The sequence below is a fragment of the Rhizobium sp. 10N427 genome (genome assembly GCF_056394605.1).
This window is the reverse complement of record NZ_JBFTID010000006.1, coordinates 37,421-53,475: the sequence shown is the minus strand read 5'-3', so window position 1 is coordinate 53,475 and position 16,055 is coordinate 37,421. Positions and strand designations below refer to the sequence as shown.

Annotated in this window: 16 protein-coding genes and 2 pseudogenes; 12 read left to right on the top strand and 6 right to left on the bottom strand. The window is 57.1% G+C overall.

Annotated elements, in window-relative coordinates:
- Positions 1 to 20 precede the first annotated feature (20 nt).
- Positions 21 to 682 (bottom strand): annotated as a pseudogene (gene scpB / locus AC1DIJ_RS14425) (SMC-Scp complex subunit ScpB).
- A 1,201-nt stretch (positions 683 to 1,883) separates the two neighbouring features.
- Here scpB and AC1DIJ_RS14420 point away from each other — a divergent pair.
- Entirely contained in the window at positions 1,884 to 2,237 is a 354-nt protein-coding gene (locus tag AC1DIJ_RS14420) for a hypothetical protein (RefSeq protein WP_148194294.1), read from the top strand.
- 199 nt (positions 2,238 to 2,436) lie between these two features.
- On the opposite strand, the gene AC1DIJ_RS14415 is transcribed toward AC1DIJ_RS14420, so the two are convergent.
- Positions 2,437 to 2,766, bottom strand: coding sequence for a hypothetical protein (locus tag AC1DIJ_RS14415; RefSeq protein ID WP_112389465.1), 330 nt, complete (start codon positions 2,764 to 2,766; stop codon positions 2,437 to 2,439).
- A gap of 297 nt (positions 2,767 to 3,063) precedes the next feature.
- On the opposite strand from AC1DIJ_RS14415, the gene AC1DIJ_RS14410 reads away from it, so the two are divergent.
- The 4 genes from AC1DIJ_RS14410 to AC1DIJ_RS14395 all read left to right on the top strand — a co-directional run bounded on the left by AC1DIJ_RS14410 (position 3,064) and on the right by AC1DIJ_RS14395 (position 6,359).
- On the top strand, positions 3,064 to 3,258 hold the full coding sequence (locus AC1DIJ_RS14410) for a ribosome modulation factor (RefSeq protein ID WP_477831467.1): 195 nt from the start codon (positions 3,064 to 3,066) through the stop codon (positions 3,256 to 3,258).
- A gap of 118 nt (positions 3,259 to 3,376) precedes the next feature.
- On the top strand, positions 3,377 to 3,520 hold the full coding sequence (locus tag AC1DIJ_RS14405) for a hypothetical protein (protein WP_162698809.1): 144 nt from the start codon (positions 3,377 to 3,379) through the stop codon (positions 3,518 to 3,520).
- Positions 3,521 to 4,120: 600 nt separating this feature from the next.
- Positions 4,121 to 4,450, top strand: coding sequence for a hypothetical protein (locus tag AC1DIJ_RS14400; RefSeq protein WP_112389467.1), 330 nt, complete (start codon positions 4,121 to 4,123; stop codon positions 4,448 to 4,450).
- A gap of 1,117 nt (positions 4,451 to 5,567) precedes the next feature.
- Positions 5,568 to 6,359, top strand: a complete 792-nt coding sequence (locus AC1DIJ_RS14395) for a GNAT family N-acetyltransferase (protein ID WP_162706051.1) — start codon at positions 5,568 to 5,570, stop codon at positions 6,357 to 6,359.
- 238 nt (positions 6,360 to 6,597) lie between these two features.
- Here the strand turns inward: AC1DIJ_RS14395 and AC1DIJ_RS14390 are convergent.
- Positions 6,598 to 6,822: pseudogene (locus AC1DIJ_RS14390) on the bottom strand (HNH endonuclease); the annotation flags it as partial.
- Between AC1DIJ_RS14390 and AC1DIJ_RS14385 the strand changes: the two are divergent.
- Both AC1DIJ_RS14385 and AC1DIJ_RS14380 read left to right on the top strand, forming a co-directional pair.
- On the top strand, positions 6,813 to 7,385 hold the full coding sequence (locus tag AC1DIJ_RS14385) for a hypothetical protein (protein ID WP_477831440.1): 573 nt from the start codon (positions 6,813 to 6,815) through the stop codon (positions 7,383 to 7,385). The pseudogene AC1DIJ_RS14390 and the gene AC1DIJ_RS14385 overlap by 10 nt on opposite strands.
- A 228-nt stretch (positions 7,386 to 7,613) precedes the next feature.
- On the top strand, positions 7,614 to 7,943 hold the full coding sequence (locus AC1DIJ_RS14380) for an HNH endonuclease (RefSeq protein ID WP_112389470.1): 330 nt from the start codon (positions 7,614 to 7,616) through the stop codon (positions 7,941 to 7,943).
- Positions 7,944 to 8,180: 237 nt separating this feature from the next.
- Here AC1DIJ_RS14380 and AC1DIJ_RS14375 read toward each other — a convergent pair whose 3' ends face one another.
- Positions 8,181 to 9,152, bottom strand: coding sequence for an alpha/beta fold hydrolase (locus AC1DIJ_RS14375; RefSeq protein WP_162706052.1), 972 nt, complete (start codon positions 9,150 to 9,152; stop codon positions 8,181 to 8,183).
- A gap of 70 nt (positions 9,153 to 9,222) precedes the next feature.
- Positions 9,223 to 9,741, bottom strand: a complete 519-nt coding sequence (locus AC1DIJ_RS14370; protein WP_112389472.1) for a Dps family protein — start codon at positions 9,739 to 9,741, stop codon at positions 9,223 to 9,225.
- A 373-nt stretch (positions 9,742 to 10,114) separates the two neighbouring features.
- Here AC1DIJ_RS14370 and AC1DIJ_RS14365 point away from each other — a divergent pair, with 373 nt between their 5' ends.
- The 5 genes from AC1DIJ_RS14365 to AC1DIJ_RS14345 all read left to right on the top strand — a co-directional run bounded on the left by AC1DIJ_RS14365 (position 10,115) and on the right by AC1DIJ_RS14345 (position 14,845).
- The gene (locus AC1DIJ_RS14365; RefSeq protein ID WP_112389473.1) at positions 10,115 to 11,689 is read left to right on the top strand and encodes an ATP-binding protein; all 1,575 of its coding nucleotides are present in this window, start codon (positions 10,115 to 10,117) and stop codon (positions 11,687 to 11,689) included.
- Positions 11,682 to 12,323, top strand: a complete 642-nt coding sequence (locus AC1DIJ_RS14360) for a response regulator transcription factor (protein WP_112389474.1) — start codon at positions 11,682 to 11,684, stop codon at positions 12,321 to 12,323. The genes AC1DIJ_RS14365 and AC1DIJ_RS14360 overlap by 8 nt, the downstream gene beginning before the upstream one ends.
- 91 nt (positions 12,324 to 12,414) lie before the next feature.
- Positions 12,415 to 12,786, top strand: coding sequence for a response regulator transcription factor (locus AC1DIJ_RS14355; protein WP_112389475.1), 372 nt, complete (start codon positions 12,415 to 12,417; stop codon positions 12,784 to 12,786).
- A 26-nt stretch (positions 12,787 to 12,812) separates the two neighbouring features.
- Positions 12,813 to 13,118, top strand: coding sequence for a UBP-type zinc finger domain-containing protein (locus tag AC1DIJ_RS14350; protein WP_112389476.1), 306 nt, complete (start codon positions 12,813 to 12,815; stop codon positions 13,116 to 13,118).
- A 53-nt stretch (positions 13,119 to 13,171) separates the two neighbouring features.
- A complete protein-coding gene (locus AC1DIJ_RS14345) occupies positions 13,172 to 14,845 on the top strand; it encodes an FAD-dependent oxidoreductase (RefSeq protein WP_112389477.1) in 1,674 nt (557 codons plus the stop codon).
- A 92-nt stretch (positions 14,846 to 14,937) separates the two neighbouring features.
- Here AC1DIJ_RS14345 and AC1DIJ_RS14340 read toward each other — a convergent pair whose 3' ends face one another.
- Positions 14,938 to 16,053, bottom strand: a complete 1,116-nt coding sequence (locus AC1DIJ_RS14340; protein WP_112389478.1) for an FAD binding domain-containing protein — start codon at positions 16,051 to 16,053, stop codon at positions 14,938 to 14,940.
- Positions 16,054 to 16,055: the final 2 nt, after the last annotated feature.

Below are 16,055 nucleotides of genomic sequence, written 5' to 3'. Positions count from 1 at the left end.
GATGGTCCGAATTCTAGGCTTCAATCTCCTTCAGATGGTCGCAGCACCGAGAAATCGACGCTCGCATCTTCTTCACCATCAAAGAATTCCTCGGCCGCGACGGAAATGTCGTCGCCATAGGGGATGGTTCTGCTCAGCAATCCATCGTCTTCGAGTGCCTCGATATCAGGAAGATCGTGCAGGGTATCGAAGCCAAAGGCTGATAGAAAATGCTTCGTCGCTGCAAAAGTGTATGGCGCTCCTGGAGCCGGACTGCGTGGTCCAGAAGAAATAAACCCGGCGCCGCGTAGGGAGCCAATCGTGTCGCGGCTGACTTCCTTGCCAAAGATCTCCGATAGTTTGCTGCGGGTGATCGGTTGGAAATATCCCACCGCCATCAGCACTATCGCACGAACTCCGACAGTGCCGCCGTCCCTTCACTTGTCGGAGCCGGCAGGCGTGGATCGTCTCGGCGAACCGCGGGCGGGTTCGATGCTGCCAACCACCCGCGACCGACACCAGCTCATCGGGCCGGGAACTGAGCTCCTCGCGCAGATCATCGATGAGAAGAGATGCTGCAGTCTTTTCCGACCACCTGCGCCAGCGTCTCGCGGCTAACGGGTTCGGCAGAAACAAAGATCACCGCCTCCACGCCCATTATCCAAATTTGAGGGCAAGCCGATCGCGCCAGTATCCAAGCCATGGAGGGTCGGCGCGATGCCGTAAGAAATGCAATCGAACTCCCTGAGCAACGGTCAAGCCGAAGGTCAGATCAACCGCCTCAAGGTACTGAAGCGAGCAATGTACGGTCGCGCCGGCCCGGAACTGATGAGGGCGAGAATGATGCCGCTGAATCACAGAAATTGAGGAAGGACCCAGTTAAGTGCGAAACGACAGCACGTTCATCGCCCGCACTCTCACTTCCCCACCTTGCCCCCGGCCGCACGCTGGGGCGTTTCTTTTCCCGTCGCGCTCGTGTCACGTGACTAACATCATCAGTTTTGATTAATTCCCGCCGGTGATACGTCTTGGCGGCCACCTTGTTGCATGAAGGGCTCGCCTGCGTATGGCGAGCCCTTCTCAAACGAGACGTGCCCTGGCATCCCTGCTGCGCAAGACTACTCGTTCGCGCCGGGCTCTTGAACACCGCTTTTGGCGTTGAGGGCTTGGGAGGGAATCCTGGAAGATTAATTCCAGTGATCCTAATGGCTTTTTGACGCCGCATTTCTCATTGACGAAACCGCGGCTGCAACACCAGCGATTTCATCAGGCCCAATTCCCTCGGCAGCCTACGACCTGTCCGCGCGAAGACACTAGCGCGGAACCGGTATGCGGCCTTCCGAGTTACGCTACCGATGTCAATTTCCCGGACATCATACTCCACAGCACCCCCTTGCCCCGCTCTGAGCCGGGTTTTTCTTTGGCAACGGCATCAGACCAAAGTCCTAGGCATGGAACCGCGTTCAGTGGCCGGCGTTTTGAGCGCGTTATCACCTGTTTGGAGTAACTCGAATGAAAGCTATTATCATCGCAGGCATGATCGGCCTGGCTTCTATATTCTCATCGGCCACTCCCAGTCTCGCGGATAGCGTAACAGTGACGGTCGGAGACAGTCATCATGGCCGGTCATGGGATCGCCATCATGACCGTCGGGATTGGCGCCACGGCCGAAACTACTATCGTCATGGCCCGCGATGCCGCGTCAAGACCGTTCGGTACCGGCACCATCACCGCTGGGTCTACTCCAAGAAGCGTATCTGCCGCTGGTAATGCTCACGAGCGGCGCCATCCACGCTCGGAGGCGCCGCGAGCCTCTTCATGTCGATACTGGAAAAAATACATTCAAAAATTGCAATCTAATCGCGGTATGAGCTAGGTTCCCCGTCGATACGTTGGAGGCCACCTTGCCTGATCAATCTGATGAAAGCCGCCACTTGATGAAAACACTGATTTTCACATTGGGTGTCATCACTGAAAGCAATGAACGAGAAAAGCAGCAAATAGCCGACGCCTACTCGGAGGCTCGTTCTCTGGCCGCCTCGATCCCCTGGGCTGACGGATCTGCGAGACCAAGAATCACTGCCTGTCTTGAGCGCTTCAACGAGTGCAAGGAAGCGGAAAGCGTCGAAGCCGCCGCATGGCTCTTAACTGCCACGCAGGAGCGTGTTGCCGAGAAGGATCTGCCGGATTGGGAGACGCTTAAAATCGTTGCCGACAAGGCTGCAGGAATGTTGCCTCGACCTCGTAGAATGCATTGATCGCCCACAAGCTATGGCTTGTCCGCCCGCCCTTGTCTTCGTGTCGGACAGCTCTCGTTCAAGCCGCTGCTGGTCCGTCTTCAGATCCATGATGACGTGCCTGGCGCCGCACACGCTGCCCTGCGATTCCTTCATGTCGCTGAGCTGTCGCTGTTGGTCGAGGAACCGCTGATCATATGCCGCGAAGACGCGATCGAGTTCAGCGCGCGGCACCTGGGCGTCTTGAAGGTCTTTGACGGCATTCCACACCGCGCTGCGTCCGCCACTGCATCTCGTCCTTGCTGACCATCTTATCGACCAGTGTTGCAATAGCCGTCGAGGTGCTGGCGGTTTGAACCTTCGCGTCTTCCCGGATCTGCGTAATGTTGTCCTCAATTGGCTGCAGCGCAAGAAACCCAAAGCCGGCAAGGTTGGTGATCGTCACCGAGCTGAAGCCGATGATGATAGACCACTCAGACTTCGAGCCGCCGCCGACCTCGTTGGAGAGGGTGTTGATCGCGGCGTTGAGCTGCTGGAAGCCCGTGTTCATGTTTGAGCGAAGATCGGAGAGATCCTTGCCTGGTTCTCGACGCGCTCCGATAGGCGAGCCCAGGAGGCCATAAATCGAAACCGTTTCCGTTGTTGCTCCATTTGCAGGCTCCCTGCCCTTGCCCTTGCCCTTTCGATGCCATGCTATGCTCGATTGTCATGCCTTAAGAAAAGCCGCCCCCGATGAGCCGCTTGGAGTGTTCGGTTGCCCACAATTTATGAACGGCCGTGGGGTAAGGCATTGAAATTCGACCACCCGGAATTACTTGGAAATACCGTTGGTAATGAGGGTGCCAAAATGTGCTTACTGAGAGAAGTTGAAGAGGCCGAGCAACAGGGGCGTGACCTTGCAAGGTCTGGGGGTCTTGCGTCTTCAAACCCATACGCCGACCGCCTAGATCTGCACTCCGCTTGGCTGAGAGGATACCGTTCGGCGTGGGCAACCGTGATAGTCCCAGCCCTTCCAGATGGCGACAAAACAGAGAAACGATAACGTTGCGGGGGCGCAGAAGGAGACCATCCGGGGCAAAAATTGGCTCCCGCTCGTTAAGCTTCGATCAAGATATATTAGACGACACTCATTCGCGTTGGAGGACGCGCCGGAGGAGCAAATGACCAAGCCACTTCTTGTTGATCATCTTACCGTTTGCGCCAAGCTTGCCCGTTCTGACGGGAACCCACTGATCGAATATTTGATACGCATGGCCCTTCTGGAAGCCAAACCAAAAGGGACGAGAGAGCAGAGCGGGAATTGATACACCCGCAACGCCGCCACTTTCGGCGCGAAGGCCCGGTAGCAGCGTTACCGGGCCTTTTCCGTTAGTGGACGCGGTTCCGACGTGCCCACTTGTGATGCCACGCTGTGCCTCAATCGCAGCAAGAGAACCCTTACGGTTGACAGCCGTCAGGGTTATTCGTTGATGGAAGAGAAAAAGCCGCCTCACGCGAATGAGGCTCAGGAAAGCCTTAGGAACGTGAGGCGGCTCGATACGATGGCAGTGACACTCATCGTATTTGTAAACTTGGCGAGGTCATCAACGCGGCTTTGGAGAGCGGACAATGACCTCTAAACAGATGTCACCAACTGTCTAGATGAAGGGTAGCGGATAAAACTCCAGATGCAAATGGTCTTGGCCGAGCTTTTATCCAAAGCTTGACGGAACGCGCTCCTGCCAAGCGCGTTCCGCATGGCGTTAAAGCCGAAGGAGGGAAGGCTTACGCCACTCAACAACATCGAGATGAGTCGAGAGTTCCGTCAACCTTTAGTGATCCAGTCGGCCGGAACATCAAGGGTCAGCACTTGTTCTCTCCCCGTGTTGCCATCCGGTGACAATTCCTGAAGGAGGAAACATTAAATGAAAATGAAACTCGTAGCCGCATCGCTTCTCGCTCTCGGCATGGCAACTTCGATGTCGTATGCTCAGTCCAACCCGGTTCCAAACAATATGGCGACCGACAAGAACGCCAATGAAGATGCCGGCGGCGGCGCCAATGGCGACATGGACAGCACTGGCACCAAGACGATGAAGCCGATGTCCACCGATGGTACGATGACCAATAGCACGACCAAGACCAACTCAACCGACTGCAAGGACGGCTCCAACTCCAAGGGCGCTCTCCAGACCCAGGCGGGCAAGAGCGACGCTACTCCGCAGGGCGTGGCTTGCGGCGAGAACAACCAGTAAAATCTCGCTTTATCGAGAACGAGGCCGGCACGTCCGGCCTTTTTCTTTGCGCGGAATTTATAACCGTGCGCCGTCCCTACCCATAGGTAAGACCTGTATAATGCGACGGTGGAAAATCACATTCAAGGGCGTCGGTCAAACGGGGGCAGTTTGAGCCGTGAACGTTGACCATCGGCCCAAGCAGTCGCATAGGCCTCGAATTTGAAGCTTTGGCTGGTCACGACCCCACCGTCAAGCACGTAGACTGCCCAACCGTCGCCCAACTTCACCACTTTTACAGAATCTTCCACGTCGCTCCCCGCGCAAGGCAGATGGCGATGATAGGGCAAAAAAGACCGGTTCAACAGGAGGAAAAAGCCCATTTTTTTGCTTCATTGTTTTCAGATGAGGGTGGGAGGCTTTAACGCCTGCTTCGCCGACTATCGGGAACTCCCATGCGCTCTACATTCGGAAAGGGTCCACACACCCACCGCACAGATTCCGGCCGCGGTATCGTCGATCGCTTTCTGATCTTTCAGCGTGGCGCCCTTTGCTCCGGTGAGCGAGGTCCCGACGATAGCCCTAGTCGTGGATGACAGGCTTCTTCGATGCAGTCACCTTTTGCTTGAGACCGGTAACTTCTCCGGGGTCAGGCGGCGCGCAAGAGGGGTGGCTTGGGTTTGAAGATCGAAGGCACGTTCGGTTCTGGCTGTCGAAACCGGTGCCCTCAAGCGATCGCGAAGTTCGCCGTTCAGCGCGACCGTCCGCACTTGCATGAGCACGTGCGCGCCGTGGAGCGACCATCGCATTGCAGTAGAGATGCGAACGGGGACTTCAAGGGCACCGAGGCAACGGGGAAGCGCGCCATCCCTCGACCAGCGATGCCCCTGCTAGTCCGCCGCCGATGATGATCAGATCGCATGCCGTGCTGCCCATTGATCGCTCAGCCAATATGTCGCATCGTAATAGTATCATCTACTCGGCAGGGGTCTAGGTAGTGCTTTCAATCACTTGCTCTCAGCGCGTTGAGCAAGAACATGTCGACGCTTTTGAGCCACGGCCGCCACTACCGACAACGATCCCCGACTTTGGCCGGTCGTTCAAACGATGCTAGCGTCAGAGCAACATGGAGGCGCACATGGCGGGATATTTCGGAACCGACATTCAACAGCGGCTGCAAGCTCAGGCCGAGGAAAGTGCGGAGTTCATCGCCCACACTCCTGGAGCGTGCCAGGCAGGACGTACCATGGGGTGTGACGATCCCAAGCAATTTGGATGGGATAGAATTGGCGAAATCGTCGAGCGCGACGGAGTTTGTGGCTTCAGACTAGTGGACACCGCCGATGTGCCTGAGATCAGTTCCGAACTCTTTGCACGCGGCTGCAGGTTCGACACCTGGGAGGTATTTCTTGCCGAACGCGATGCGGCGTTGCTCGCGTCCTGCAAGATCGCGAGCGAGCCGCTACCGAGCGGTCTTTCCCTGTGGACGATCACGGACGATCCGGAGAACCAGCAAATCAAGGACACGCAGGCCATGATGGCGAGCGCCGGACTTGTCCCCTTTTCCGGATCGATGTTAACGGGAAAGATCGGCCGTTCGGTGACGATCATCATCGGCGACGAGGCCGGAGTTGTGGCTACCGCACACGGTTACATGCCCCACAACGCTTTCAGTCCCTACAGAGGATATGCATGGGGTGGTTTGGTTGCCGTAGCCGAAACTCATCGTGGGAGAGGCCTCGGCAAGTTAGTCAACGCCCTAATGATTGAGCGAGTGCTTGAGGAGCTAGGGGCAAGCCATATTTACGAATTGGTCTCGGCGAGTAACGTGCCTTCGAGACGAATGGTCGAGGCTTGCGGGTTAACGTTGGAGCTGACACTCACATGTGGAATCGCCACGCCACAAGAAAGCGCGCGTTTCACGAAGTAGTGGGCGCCAAGTTACCAAGACTGTCATGACGGCTATTTGCGCACAGGCGACATGGCACTGCGATGGAGGCATGTCCGCTTTCTGGCATTTAGGGGACGGCCGTTACGTCCGAAAGAGAGGCGCAAAACGGTCGTTACGCGCGAGCCACATATGGCTCAAGAAAATACCTTTTCGGCGTCTTCGCCTTGGAGGGATATGAACCCGCGGCATGCTAATATTTGAATGTATTCTCACGATGCTATTGTAGAAATTGAGGATGCGGGCGCTCGTGAATCCCTGCCGGCTAGATCGCCTTTCCAGTCTTGTTGATGAGACCCTGGATACTGTCGCGATCGTTTGCATGGCGTGAGACCAGAATCTCAAGATCGTCTGACAAGCCGATAAGGCCTCGATCAAACATCCAATGTGCAGTTCCGGAGAGCGCAATGCCGTTCGACAAGATGTCTGGTCCATTTGCTTCAAGAGTTCATCCGCCCCTACCCCACAAGCCTGATCATCCATCGCAAACGGCCGCCGATCCTTAACGGACATCTCGACTGGACCGCGATCGGAGAGGCCTGTGGGATCGAAGACGAAATGGCTGAACTGAAGAAGCAGTTACGGCCGGCACTGGATGCGATCATCAGATGGCTGAAGGCACCGCCCGTCGCAGAAGACGATCCCCCGGCGAAGCTGTCTACGCGCGCAAGCAAGGTCGCGCCGGCCAGAAAGACCGCGGCCGCCGCCTCGACCAGAAAAGCCCAACGCGCTGCCGCAGACGGAGTTTTCGCACGACACACAGCGACGTCCCGCGGCCCGGCGCCAAAACCGATCAGCCCTTTTCCGGATCCGCTGTTTGACGCGACCGACGACCCTGCGAATTTCCCGGGTGCGCTGATATACCTTATGGGCCGATTTGGCGACAGCTATTGGCAGCTCTGTCGGGCAGTCGGTTGCGAGCTTCGACATCCTGCGGCGGATCGAGCAGCGCTATCGATTACATCGAGGCGCCCCGGCGATCTCGCCGAGGCGCTTAAACTGATATGAACCGACGACCTGCCAAAGCGCAGACCGCAACTTATGGACAATATTGTACAATTCTATCGCTTGTCTCTAGGACCGACCAATGGAGCTGGTCGTCTTTACTCCCCTCTGTTACTCCGATGCAAACGCAATTGCCTTGCTGAAACCGGCTTAGTGTTGTCGGCATGTCGGGGATGGTCTAACAAAGCCGCGCGGACGCAGTGTGACGGCCGACAGAGAGACACCAAATCGATGGCACGCAAGTACAGAGACGATTTCGCTTCGCAAGATGTCGAGTCAGAGCCGGTCATCTGCCCGCTCTGCGAGCGGATAATACCTGACGACCAGATCGAGGACCACCATCTTGTTCCCAGGAGTAAGGGTGGCAAGATCAAGGTGCCATTGCACGGGATATGCCACAGCCACATACATGCAGCCTTCACGGACGCCCAGTTGGCGAAGAAGTTCTCTACTGTCTCAGCTATTCTCGAGGATCCAGAGATTCAGAAGTTCGTCAATTGGGTAAAAACAAAACCACCTGGCTTCGATGATGAGGCAGAGAAGCGTAGCCGACGTCGTTGAGAATTGGCAAACAGACTGCCCGCGTAAGGCTTGATTTAAGATTTCCAGCACATTGTCCGCCGGATACAACGCTTTTACTCTCTCCTGGTAAAGCAATAATTCGGCATACTTCGCGTTAAACGGATTTGAACCAGTACTTTACGGAAACGGAGTTTTTGCCCAGCCAAGGCCCGTTGAGATCAGTGAGTATGGCGGCCTGAACATCAGCCGCCATACTCGTATTAGAGCTGAAGGCTACTACGCCTTGATGAACGCCAACAGGTCCGGATTGATTACGTCGGCATGGGTTGTCAGCATCCCGTGCGGGAAACCTTTATAGATTTTCCGGGTGCTGTTCTTCAGCAGTTTTGCTTGGAGTTCCACGGCGTCCTTGTAGGGAACGATCTGGTCGTCATCGCCTTGTATGACCAGCATCGGCACGGTGATCGCCTTGAGGTCTTCTGTCTGGTCGGTTTCAGAGAAGGCCTTGATGCCGTCGTAATGCGCCTTGGCGCTGCCCATCATGCCTTGGCGCCACCAATTGTCGATCACGCCTTGCAACACTTTCGAGCCTTCCCGATTGAAGCCGTAAAATGGGCCGGAAGCAACATCGAGGAAGAACTGCGCGCGATTGGCCGCGAGAGCGTTGCGGAAACCGTCGAACACTTCGATCGGTGTGCCATCTGGATTACCTGCGGTCTTGACCATCAGCGGCGGAACGGCGCTGACAAGAATAGCCTTGGCGACACGGCCCTGCGGCTGCCCATATTTAGCAACGTAACGAGCGACTTCGCCACCACCTGTCGAATGGCCGATATGGACGGCGTTGCGCAGGTTGAGGTGCTCGGCGACAGCTGAAGCGTCGGCGGCGTAATGATCCATGTCGTGACCGTCGCTCACCTGTGACGAACGGCCGTGGCCGCGGCGATCATGTGCGACGACGCGGTAGCCCTTGCTGACAAAGAACAGCATCTGGGCATCCCAATCGTCGGACGACAAAGGCCAGCCATGGTGAAACACGATCGGTTGAGCCTCCTGCGGACCCCAGTCCTTGTAGAAGATTTCAATGCCGTCCTTTGTGGTCACGAAACTGTGGGTCATTGATTCAATTCCTTGCTGATGAGGAGAAATTTTCTTTTCAGATGCCGAGGCCGGAATAGCCAAAGCCAAAGAAATGGTGGTGCCAGTTAGCAGAACCTGCCGACGGGAAAGGGAAAATTCGTTGGTCACGAGATGTCTCCAAGATTTCGAGCCGACCAAGTCCGTATCGGCCGGCATCGCCGTTGACGGGCCGATATGTTTACTGAGCGCCGCGGGTGCTTTCGAACAGGAACCAGGCGCGGCGCTCGGCCTCATCGACCCAGTTTTCGATCAGGCTTGCAGTCGCGATATCGCCGTGCTCGTCGCAGAGATTGTGGGTCTCCTTCATCAACGACACCAGCGTGAGGTTGTCCTCGCGGAGTTCGGCCAGCATGTCGGCGGGGGTCACGAAATCAGCATCGTTGTCGAGCAGGCGCTGAACCTTGGAAATATGGCCGATCGAACGAATGGTCGTGCCGCCAATCTTGCGAGCCCGCTCGGCGACATCGTCCGTCATCGCAAAAATCTGTTCGCCCTGCTCATCGAGCATCAGGTGATAATCGCGAAAATGCGGCCCGCTCATGTGCCAGTGGAAATTCTTGGTCTTGAGATAGAGCGCGAAGACATCGGCCAGAAGCGTTGTCAGCGCGCCAGCGATATCGTTGGTCGCGTTCGTGCCAAGCATTGTCGGGGTTGTGAGCGGCGACTTGCGGTGTTTTTCAGCGAGCGTGCGGTCCATGATGATCTCCATTTGGGTTGTGCGAGTTGATGGAATTTTTTTAGACGAGGCAGCCACCCCACGGTATCCAATGCTTGGCTAGTCGAACCCACACCTTGGTATAGTTTCGCATCTCTCTTACTGAAGTTAGGTTTCCGGGGTCTTCGATCCTCCCGAGAAGACGTGCTGGGCTTCATGCCCTGGAAGGTTGGTGCCCCCTCTCCCGAACCTTCGGATTCGCAATCCAACAAGGCCATTCCAGCCGCTCTGGGATGGCCTTTTCTTTAAGGCACCTTTGAGATTGAGTGTGCAGCGGAATAGCCGATTTTGGGTTTGCGTTTTTCTGGACGGGATGGCTTGATGGCGTAATTGGCATCCATCTGGAAAATTGGCATTGCGCTTATTTGGTCTTGTGAACCCGAAACAACGGTTATCACCCTATGAGATAGGGGTTGTCTCTTTCGCTTTTCTGCTTGCCGCCACGCTTTTCTATCTCGACACGTTCACGGACATCCAAAGCGCGCTTGCCACACTCTACGTTATCACGTTGCTTCTGTCGGCGGAAACGTTGACGGAAAGAGGGACGCTGCTGCTGGCGGGCGTCTGCATCAGCCTTTCGGCACTCTCCTATGTCGCCGGTCATGGGCTGCAAGGCGACCTTGCCGCAGCACTTCGCCTGACTGTTGCTATTGCAGCCATGGTTATCACCTGCCTCCTGATCATTCGAAACCAGCGTGCGCGTCTGGCTTTGATAAAATTCAACACCGACTTACAGAGCAGTGAGGAGCGCTACCGAACGATCTTCGAACAGAGCCGCGTCGCCCTGTGGGAGCGCGACTACTCTCAGGTCCGCGCACTGTTAGTGAAGCTCCGTGAAAATGGCGTTTCCGACCTGCAGGCTTACGCCCGGAACAATCCCGACTTCATCGCAGATTGCATCGCTTGCATCCCAACGGTCGCCGCTAATGCCGCTGCACTCCAGCTCCTCGGCCACGTCGATGCGCGGAATGTCAGCTCGATGCGCCGCTATATTGCGCAGGACGACGCATCGTTTCTCGAACTGATGGTGGCTATATTCAATCGAGAAAGCTCCTTCGAAGGAAAAGGCTCTATCATCACCAGCGACGGCACGAGCAGGCTGGTCTTGCTGACGGTTGGGTTTCCGGAAGATGTCGCCAACTTCGACCGGGTCATCGTTGGCATGTTCGATATTACCGAGCGCGAGATGGCGCAAAAGGCACTGTTCGAAGCCCAGGCGGAACTCGCGCTCGCATCGCGAGCCGCAACGGTCGGTGCGCTTTCGGCATCGCTTGCACATGAACTCAACCAGCCGCTCGGCGCGCTTGTTGTCAATGCGCAGACCTTGCAGCGCTGGCTTGATCGCGATCCGCCGGATCTGGCTGCTGTGTCCCGCTCGGCTGAGCGGATCGTCAGAGACAGCCAGCGTGCCAGCGACATCATCCAAAGCACCCGATCGATGCTTAGCGAGCGCACGCCGGTCCTTGAGTCGGTGTCACTTGCCGATCTCGTCAGCGAGACGCAAATGTTGATGGAGAGCGAGCTCGCCAAAAACCGGATCGCATTTGACACCAGTGAAACGCCTGGGATAACGGCGGTCAGCGCCGTCCGCATCGAATTGCAGCAGGTGATGATCAACCTGTTCACCAATGCTGTCCAGGCCATGGCAGCAACGCCAGAGCAACATCGACGGATATCGGTGACGATCGAACCGGCGGAGTGCCAGAGCGTCAGTATCAAGGTTCATGACAGCGGCCCCGGCCTCAGCCCTGAGGTGCTCAAAAATCTGTTCAAGCCGTTTTGCACCACCAAAGCAACCGGTCTCGGCATGGGTCTTGCAATCTGCCGCAGCATGCTGGAAGCGCGGGGCGGTACACTGACCGCCGACAACCACGCCGAAGGCGGCGCACTGTTCCAAATGACTGTACCGATCGAGGCTGTCCATGAATGATGCCAGAAAGTCCGCAAAAGCTCAGGGCAATGACACTCCGGTGGTCTATGTCGTTGACGATGATCCCTCGATCCGCGACGCACTGGTCGATCTGTTCCTTTCGATCCGAACCGAGGCGCACGCCTTCGAGGGCGCCCAGGACCTGCTGGACAAGGCCGATCTCAAGCGACCGGGCTGCATTCTGCTCGACGTGAGGCTGCCCGGCGCCAATGGTCTCGACTTCCAGCTTCATCTGGAAAAACTTGGCAACCAGATGCCGATCATCTTTATGACCGGCCACGGCGATATACCGATGACCGTGCGCGCGATGAAGGCAGGGGCTGTCGATTTTCTGGCCAAACCGTTTCGGGACCAGGATATCCTCGATGCAGTCTCCGTTGCTTTCCAAAAGGACCGTGAAGTCCGTCAGCAATCGGCGGCCAATGGCGCCGTTGCTGACTTGGCAAAGACGCTGACACGCCGCGAACATGAGGTCATGGCAGCCGTCGTGCAGGGCCTGATGAACAAGCAGATTGCCTTCAACCTCGGCATCAGTGAGATCACGGTCAAACTGCATCGCGGCAATGTCATGCGCAAGATGGACGCGCGCTCGGTAGCCGATCTGGTCCGCAAAGCCGAGCTGCTTGGGCTATAGATGGGAGAACCTAGACTCTTGTATGGTACAAGGACCGGTCTCGAAGGGGCATATACCGGGTTGTTGATCCAACACGGCAAGGCCAGAGAAATTGCACAAAACACCAGTCATAGCCATCGTCGACGATGATCGGTCGATCCGCGAAGCGCTTGACGATCTCATTTTGTCCTGCGGCTATCAAAGCCGGCTGTTCACATCCGCGGAAGAGTATCTCGCTGCGCAGGATCGCGCGTCGATCGATTGCATGCTCGTGGATGTCAAAATGCCCGGTCTCAATGGCATCGAGCTGCAGGCTGCGTTGAATGAACAGGATGCGCGCAAGCCGCCAATGATCTTCATGACGTCCTATAGCGACAATAAAACAAGGGCGGCGGCGATGAGTGGCGGCGCTTTTGCCTTTCTCGGCAAGCCCGTAAATTTTAGCCAATTGGTCCAGTGTCTCGAACAAGCGCTGAAGCACTGATCCACATGCCAACGAGGAGTAAATCCATGTCGCACGGCTGCTATCACACATCGACGATCCGGACGGTTCGGCCCAAAACCCTCGGCTGCGAGGAATGCCTGGAAACAGGACAGGCGTGGTTTCACCTGAGACTCTGCCGCGAATGCGGCCATGTCGGCTGCTGCGACCAGTCGCCTGGCCGTCACTCGACCGCGCATTTTCATGCGACAGGGCATCCGGTCATCGAGGGCTACGACCCGCCCGAGGGCTGGGGTTGGTGCTATGTGGACGAGATCATGGTCGATCTGCCGGATCAGACGCCGCAATGTGGTCCGATACCGCGATATTACTGAATGGAAGCGCCCATCGGCATTCGCCAGATGACATTGTAACCACGGGAGAATTCATGGCGGATCTCAGCACCCGACAGCACCAGATGTTTCCGGTGCTTGAACCCCATCAGATCGCCACGGCAAAACGTTTTGCCAGTGGCGACCCACAACATTTCAAAGCCGGGGATTTTGTCTATAGGGTGGGAGATCACGCAGCCCCTGCCTGGCTGGTGCTTGAAGGATCAATGGATGTCTTTCACCATGATGGCCTGTCGCATGAGGCGCCTATCACCACACATGGCGTTGGCCAGCTGTCCGGCGAGGTCAATCAACTTTCGGGCCGCCCGACATTGGCCGGTGCACGGGCCGGTTTGGACGGCTGCACCGCGGTTGCGTTCGATGCACCACATCTTCGCGCCCTGGTGATTGGCTCGGCGGATGTCGGCGAGATTATCATGCGCGCCTTTATCCTGCGTCGTGTCGGTTTGATCGATGCCGGGGCAGGCTCGGTTCTGATTGGTGCTCCCGGCAATGTCGCGTTATCCCGCCTGCAAGGGTTTCTTGCCCGTAGCGCCTTTCCCTATCTCGTGCTCGATTCTTTGTCCAAGGGTGAAGGCCGCTCGTTGATCGAACGCTTGGGCCTCCTCGCCTCAGAGCTGCCTCTTATGGTCTGCCCCAATGGCACCGTGCTGAAAAACCCGACCGATGCGGAAGCCGCAGCGTGCCTGGGCATGACGCCTGAACTCACGCCCGGCAAGCTTTATGACGTTGCCGTTGTCGGCGCCGGGCCCGCTGGCCTGGCCACCGCCGTTTATGCCGCCTCCGAAGGGCTCGAAGTCATCGTCATCGACGAGCGTTCGGTGGGAGGACAAGCAGGCGCTTCCTCACGCATCGAAAACTATCTCGGCTTCCCGACCGGCATATCCGGCCAGGCACTGGCCGGGCGCGCCTATAACCAGGCACTTAAATTCGGCGCGGAAATGGTCTTGCCAGTCGCGGTGAACAGCCTGATTGCGCCCGAGGGCGATACCGGAGTGCTGACGCTGGAGCTCGCAGGTGGAAAAGCCGTGACGTCGCGATCAATCGTCATTGCGTCCGGTGCGCATTACCGGCGTCCGAATATTGCCAACATAGAGAGCTTCGAGGGCAATGGTATCTCTTATTGGGCATCGTCAATCGAGGCGAAATTCTGCGCCGGCGAAGAAATCGCCCTGGTCGGCGGCGGCAATTCGGCTGGCCAGGCCATCGCTTTTCTCGCACCTCAGGTCAGGAAACTGCATCTCGTCATCCGGCGCGCGCTCGAAGAGACGATGTCGCAATATCTGATCGATCGCATCAAGGCTTTCCACAATGTCGAACTGCACATGCACTGCGAAGTGGATGCGATCGAAGGCGCTCCCGCAGGCGGCCTGAAATCCGCTACCCTGCGCAATCGGCTGGATAACAGCGAACGACAGCTGTGCCTCCATCACCTTTTTCTGTTCATCGGAGCCGATCCCAATGCAGGTTGGATCAGTAACCGCGTCCATACCGATGAGAAAGGCTTTATCGTTACAGGCCAATCGTTCGATGCGCTTTGCAGCTTTTCCCGCCAGCCCCTACCGCTGGAGACCAGCCTGCCGAATGTTTTCGCCATCGGCGATGTGAGGGCCGGATCGACAAAACGGGTGGCGGCCGCAGTCGGGGAAGGTGCAGCCGTCGTCTCCCAGATCCACGCTGCGCTCAGCCTGATGAAGACCCCGCACTGAAGTATTCGGATTTCTTGAAATCAAACGACCCGCTGGCGGATGCCAACGGGTTTAAATGTCATTCTCTAACGTGATAGACAATCGGTCGGCGCTCAAATTGCCGATGCACCAAGCTGCCGACCGTAAGCAACGATTTCCCGCCCGACGACGCTGCGATCAGCCTCGAACCGCTGCAGGGCGGCAGCAAGGTCAACCGCGGACGCCAGGCAGTTACTCAACGCCATGACATCGCCGGCTGCTTTCGACACGCCCATTGCGGTGTGCGGCCGCGCGACGAAGGCGGCGTCACCGATCAAGACGATTGAACGACCGATCATACGGGGTGCCTCGTAGTCGAAAATACCTTGGATCGACGGGCTCGGCTCCGCTTCAACCGCCAGCGCAAATTGGGGCGGGAGTATTTGTCTCGCATCGGCACGCAAGGCTTCCAGACGGTCGCCCGACAGACCGCCACGCGGCAGCGAAAACGTATGCATCCGCTTAAAGAGATCGGTGAACGTGCCGGCAAGTTCGCTTGGCTGCACCTTGCGATACCAGACCCAGTTGTAGCGCCTGCTCTCGATATTCATCTCGCCCTTCGAGCCCGGCACCAGATAGCCGAGAATATGAACGCTCGGCCGAACATAAAATGAAAACCGATCGAGAAGCAGAGCGGCGCTCAAGGGCAGACTGGCTTCCGGGATCAGCCCGCGCCATGCGACATAGCCGGAATATCCGTTCTGGAAGTCCTCCGGGTTGGCGCCCTTCCGCACCACCGAGCCGAGACCATCGGCGCCGATGACAAGATCGGCTGTCTCCCGCGACCCATCGCCGAAGACCAATTCGGCGCCACTGTCACCATCCAACACGTCGATGACATCCCTCCCCAACAGGTAACTCCCCGATGCGATACGCGAGGCCACCGTTGCGAAAAGGACGTCCCATGAGATTTGCATCTGGGGCATGTTGACGGTCTGGGCGACGCTGCCATCCTTATTGAGATAGATGCGTTCCTTGGCGAGCACACCGACACGCGCGACATGCTCGCAGCCGATCAGCCGGAGGATATGTAGAAGGTCGGACTGGCCGACCAGGCCCGCTCCCCGGCCGGCAAGACCGTTCTTCGATCGCTCGTAGATGCGAACATCGTGGCCGGCCTGCTGTAACATGATGCCGGCAAAGAGACCGGCGAGCGAGCCGCCGACGATTCTGATGCGAAGCTGTTTCATGG

What these genes read in the sequence shown, in the direction of transcription:
- AC1DIJ_RS14350 (WP_112389476.1), top strand. Translation starts at nt 12,813, where the DNA reads ATGTCGCACGGCTGCTATCACACATCGACGATCCGGACGGTTCGGCCC.
- AC1DIJ_RS14340 (WP_112389478.1), bottom strand. Translation starts at nt 16,053, where the DNA reads ATGAAACAGCTTCGCATCAGAATCGTCGGCGGCTCGCTCGCCGGTCTC.
- AC1DIJ_RS14370 (WP_112389472.1), bottom strand. Translation starts at nt 9,741, where the DNA reads ATGGACCGCACGCTCGCTGAAAAACACCGCAAGTCGCCGCTCACAACC.
- AC1DIJ_RS14380 (WP_112389470.1), top strand. Translation starts at nt 7,614, where the DNA reads ATGGCACGCAAGTACAGAGACGATTTCGCTTCGCAAGATGTCGAGTCA.
- AC1DIJ_RS14360 (WP_112389474.1), top strand. Translation starts at nt 11,682, where the DNA reads ATGAATGATGCCAGAAAGTCCGCAAAAGCTCAGGGCAATGACACTCCG.
- AC1DIJ_RS14410 (WP_477831467.1), top strand. Translation starts at nt 3,064, where the DNA reads ATGTGCTTACTGAGAGAAGTTGAAGAGGCCGAGCAACAGGGGCGTGAC.
- AC1DIJ_RS14400 (WP_112389467.1), top strand. Translation starts at nt 4,121, where the DNA reads ATGAAAATGAAACTCGTAGCCGCATCGCTTCTCGCTCTCGGCATGGCA.
- AC1DIJ_RS14415 (WP_112389465.1), bottom strand. Translation starts at nt 2,766, where the DNA reads ATGAACACGGGCTTCCAGCAGCTCAACGCCGCGATCAACACCCTCTCC.
- AC1DIJ_RS14395 (WP_162706051.1), top strand. Translation starts at nt 5,568, where the DNA reads ATGGCGGGATATTTCGGAACCGACATTCAACAGCGGCTGCAAGCTCAG.
- AC1DIJ_RS14345 (WP_112389477.1), top strand. Translation starts at nt 13,172, where the DNA reads ATGGCGGATCTCAGCACCCGACAGCACCAGATGTTTCCGGTGCTTGAA.
- AC1DIJ_RS14405 (WP_162698809.1), top strand. Translation starts at nt 3,377, where the DNA reads ATGACCAAGCCACTTCTTGTTGATCATCTTACCGTTTGCGCCAAGCTT.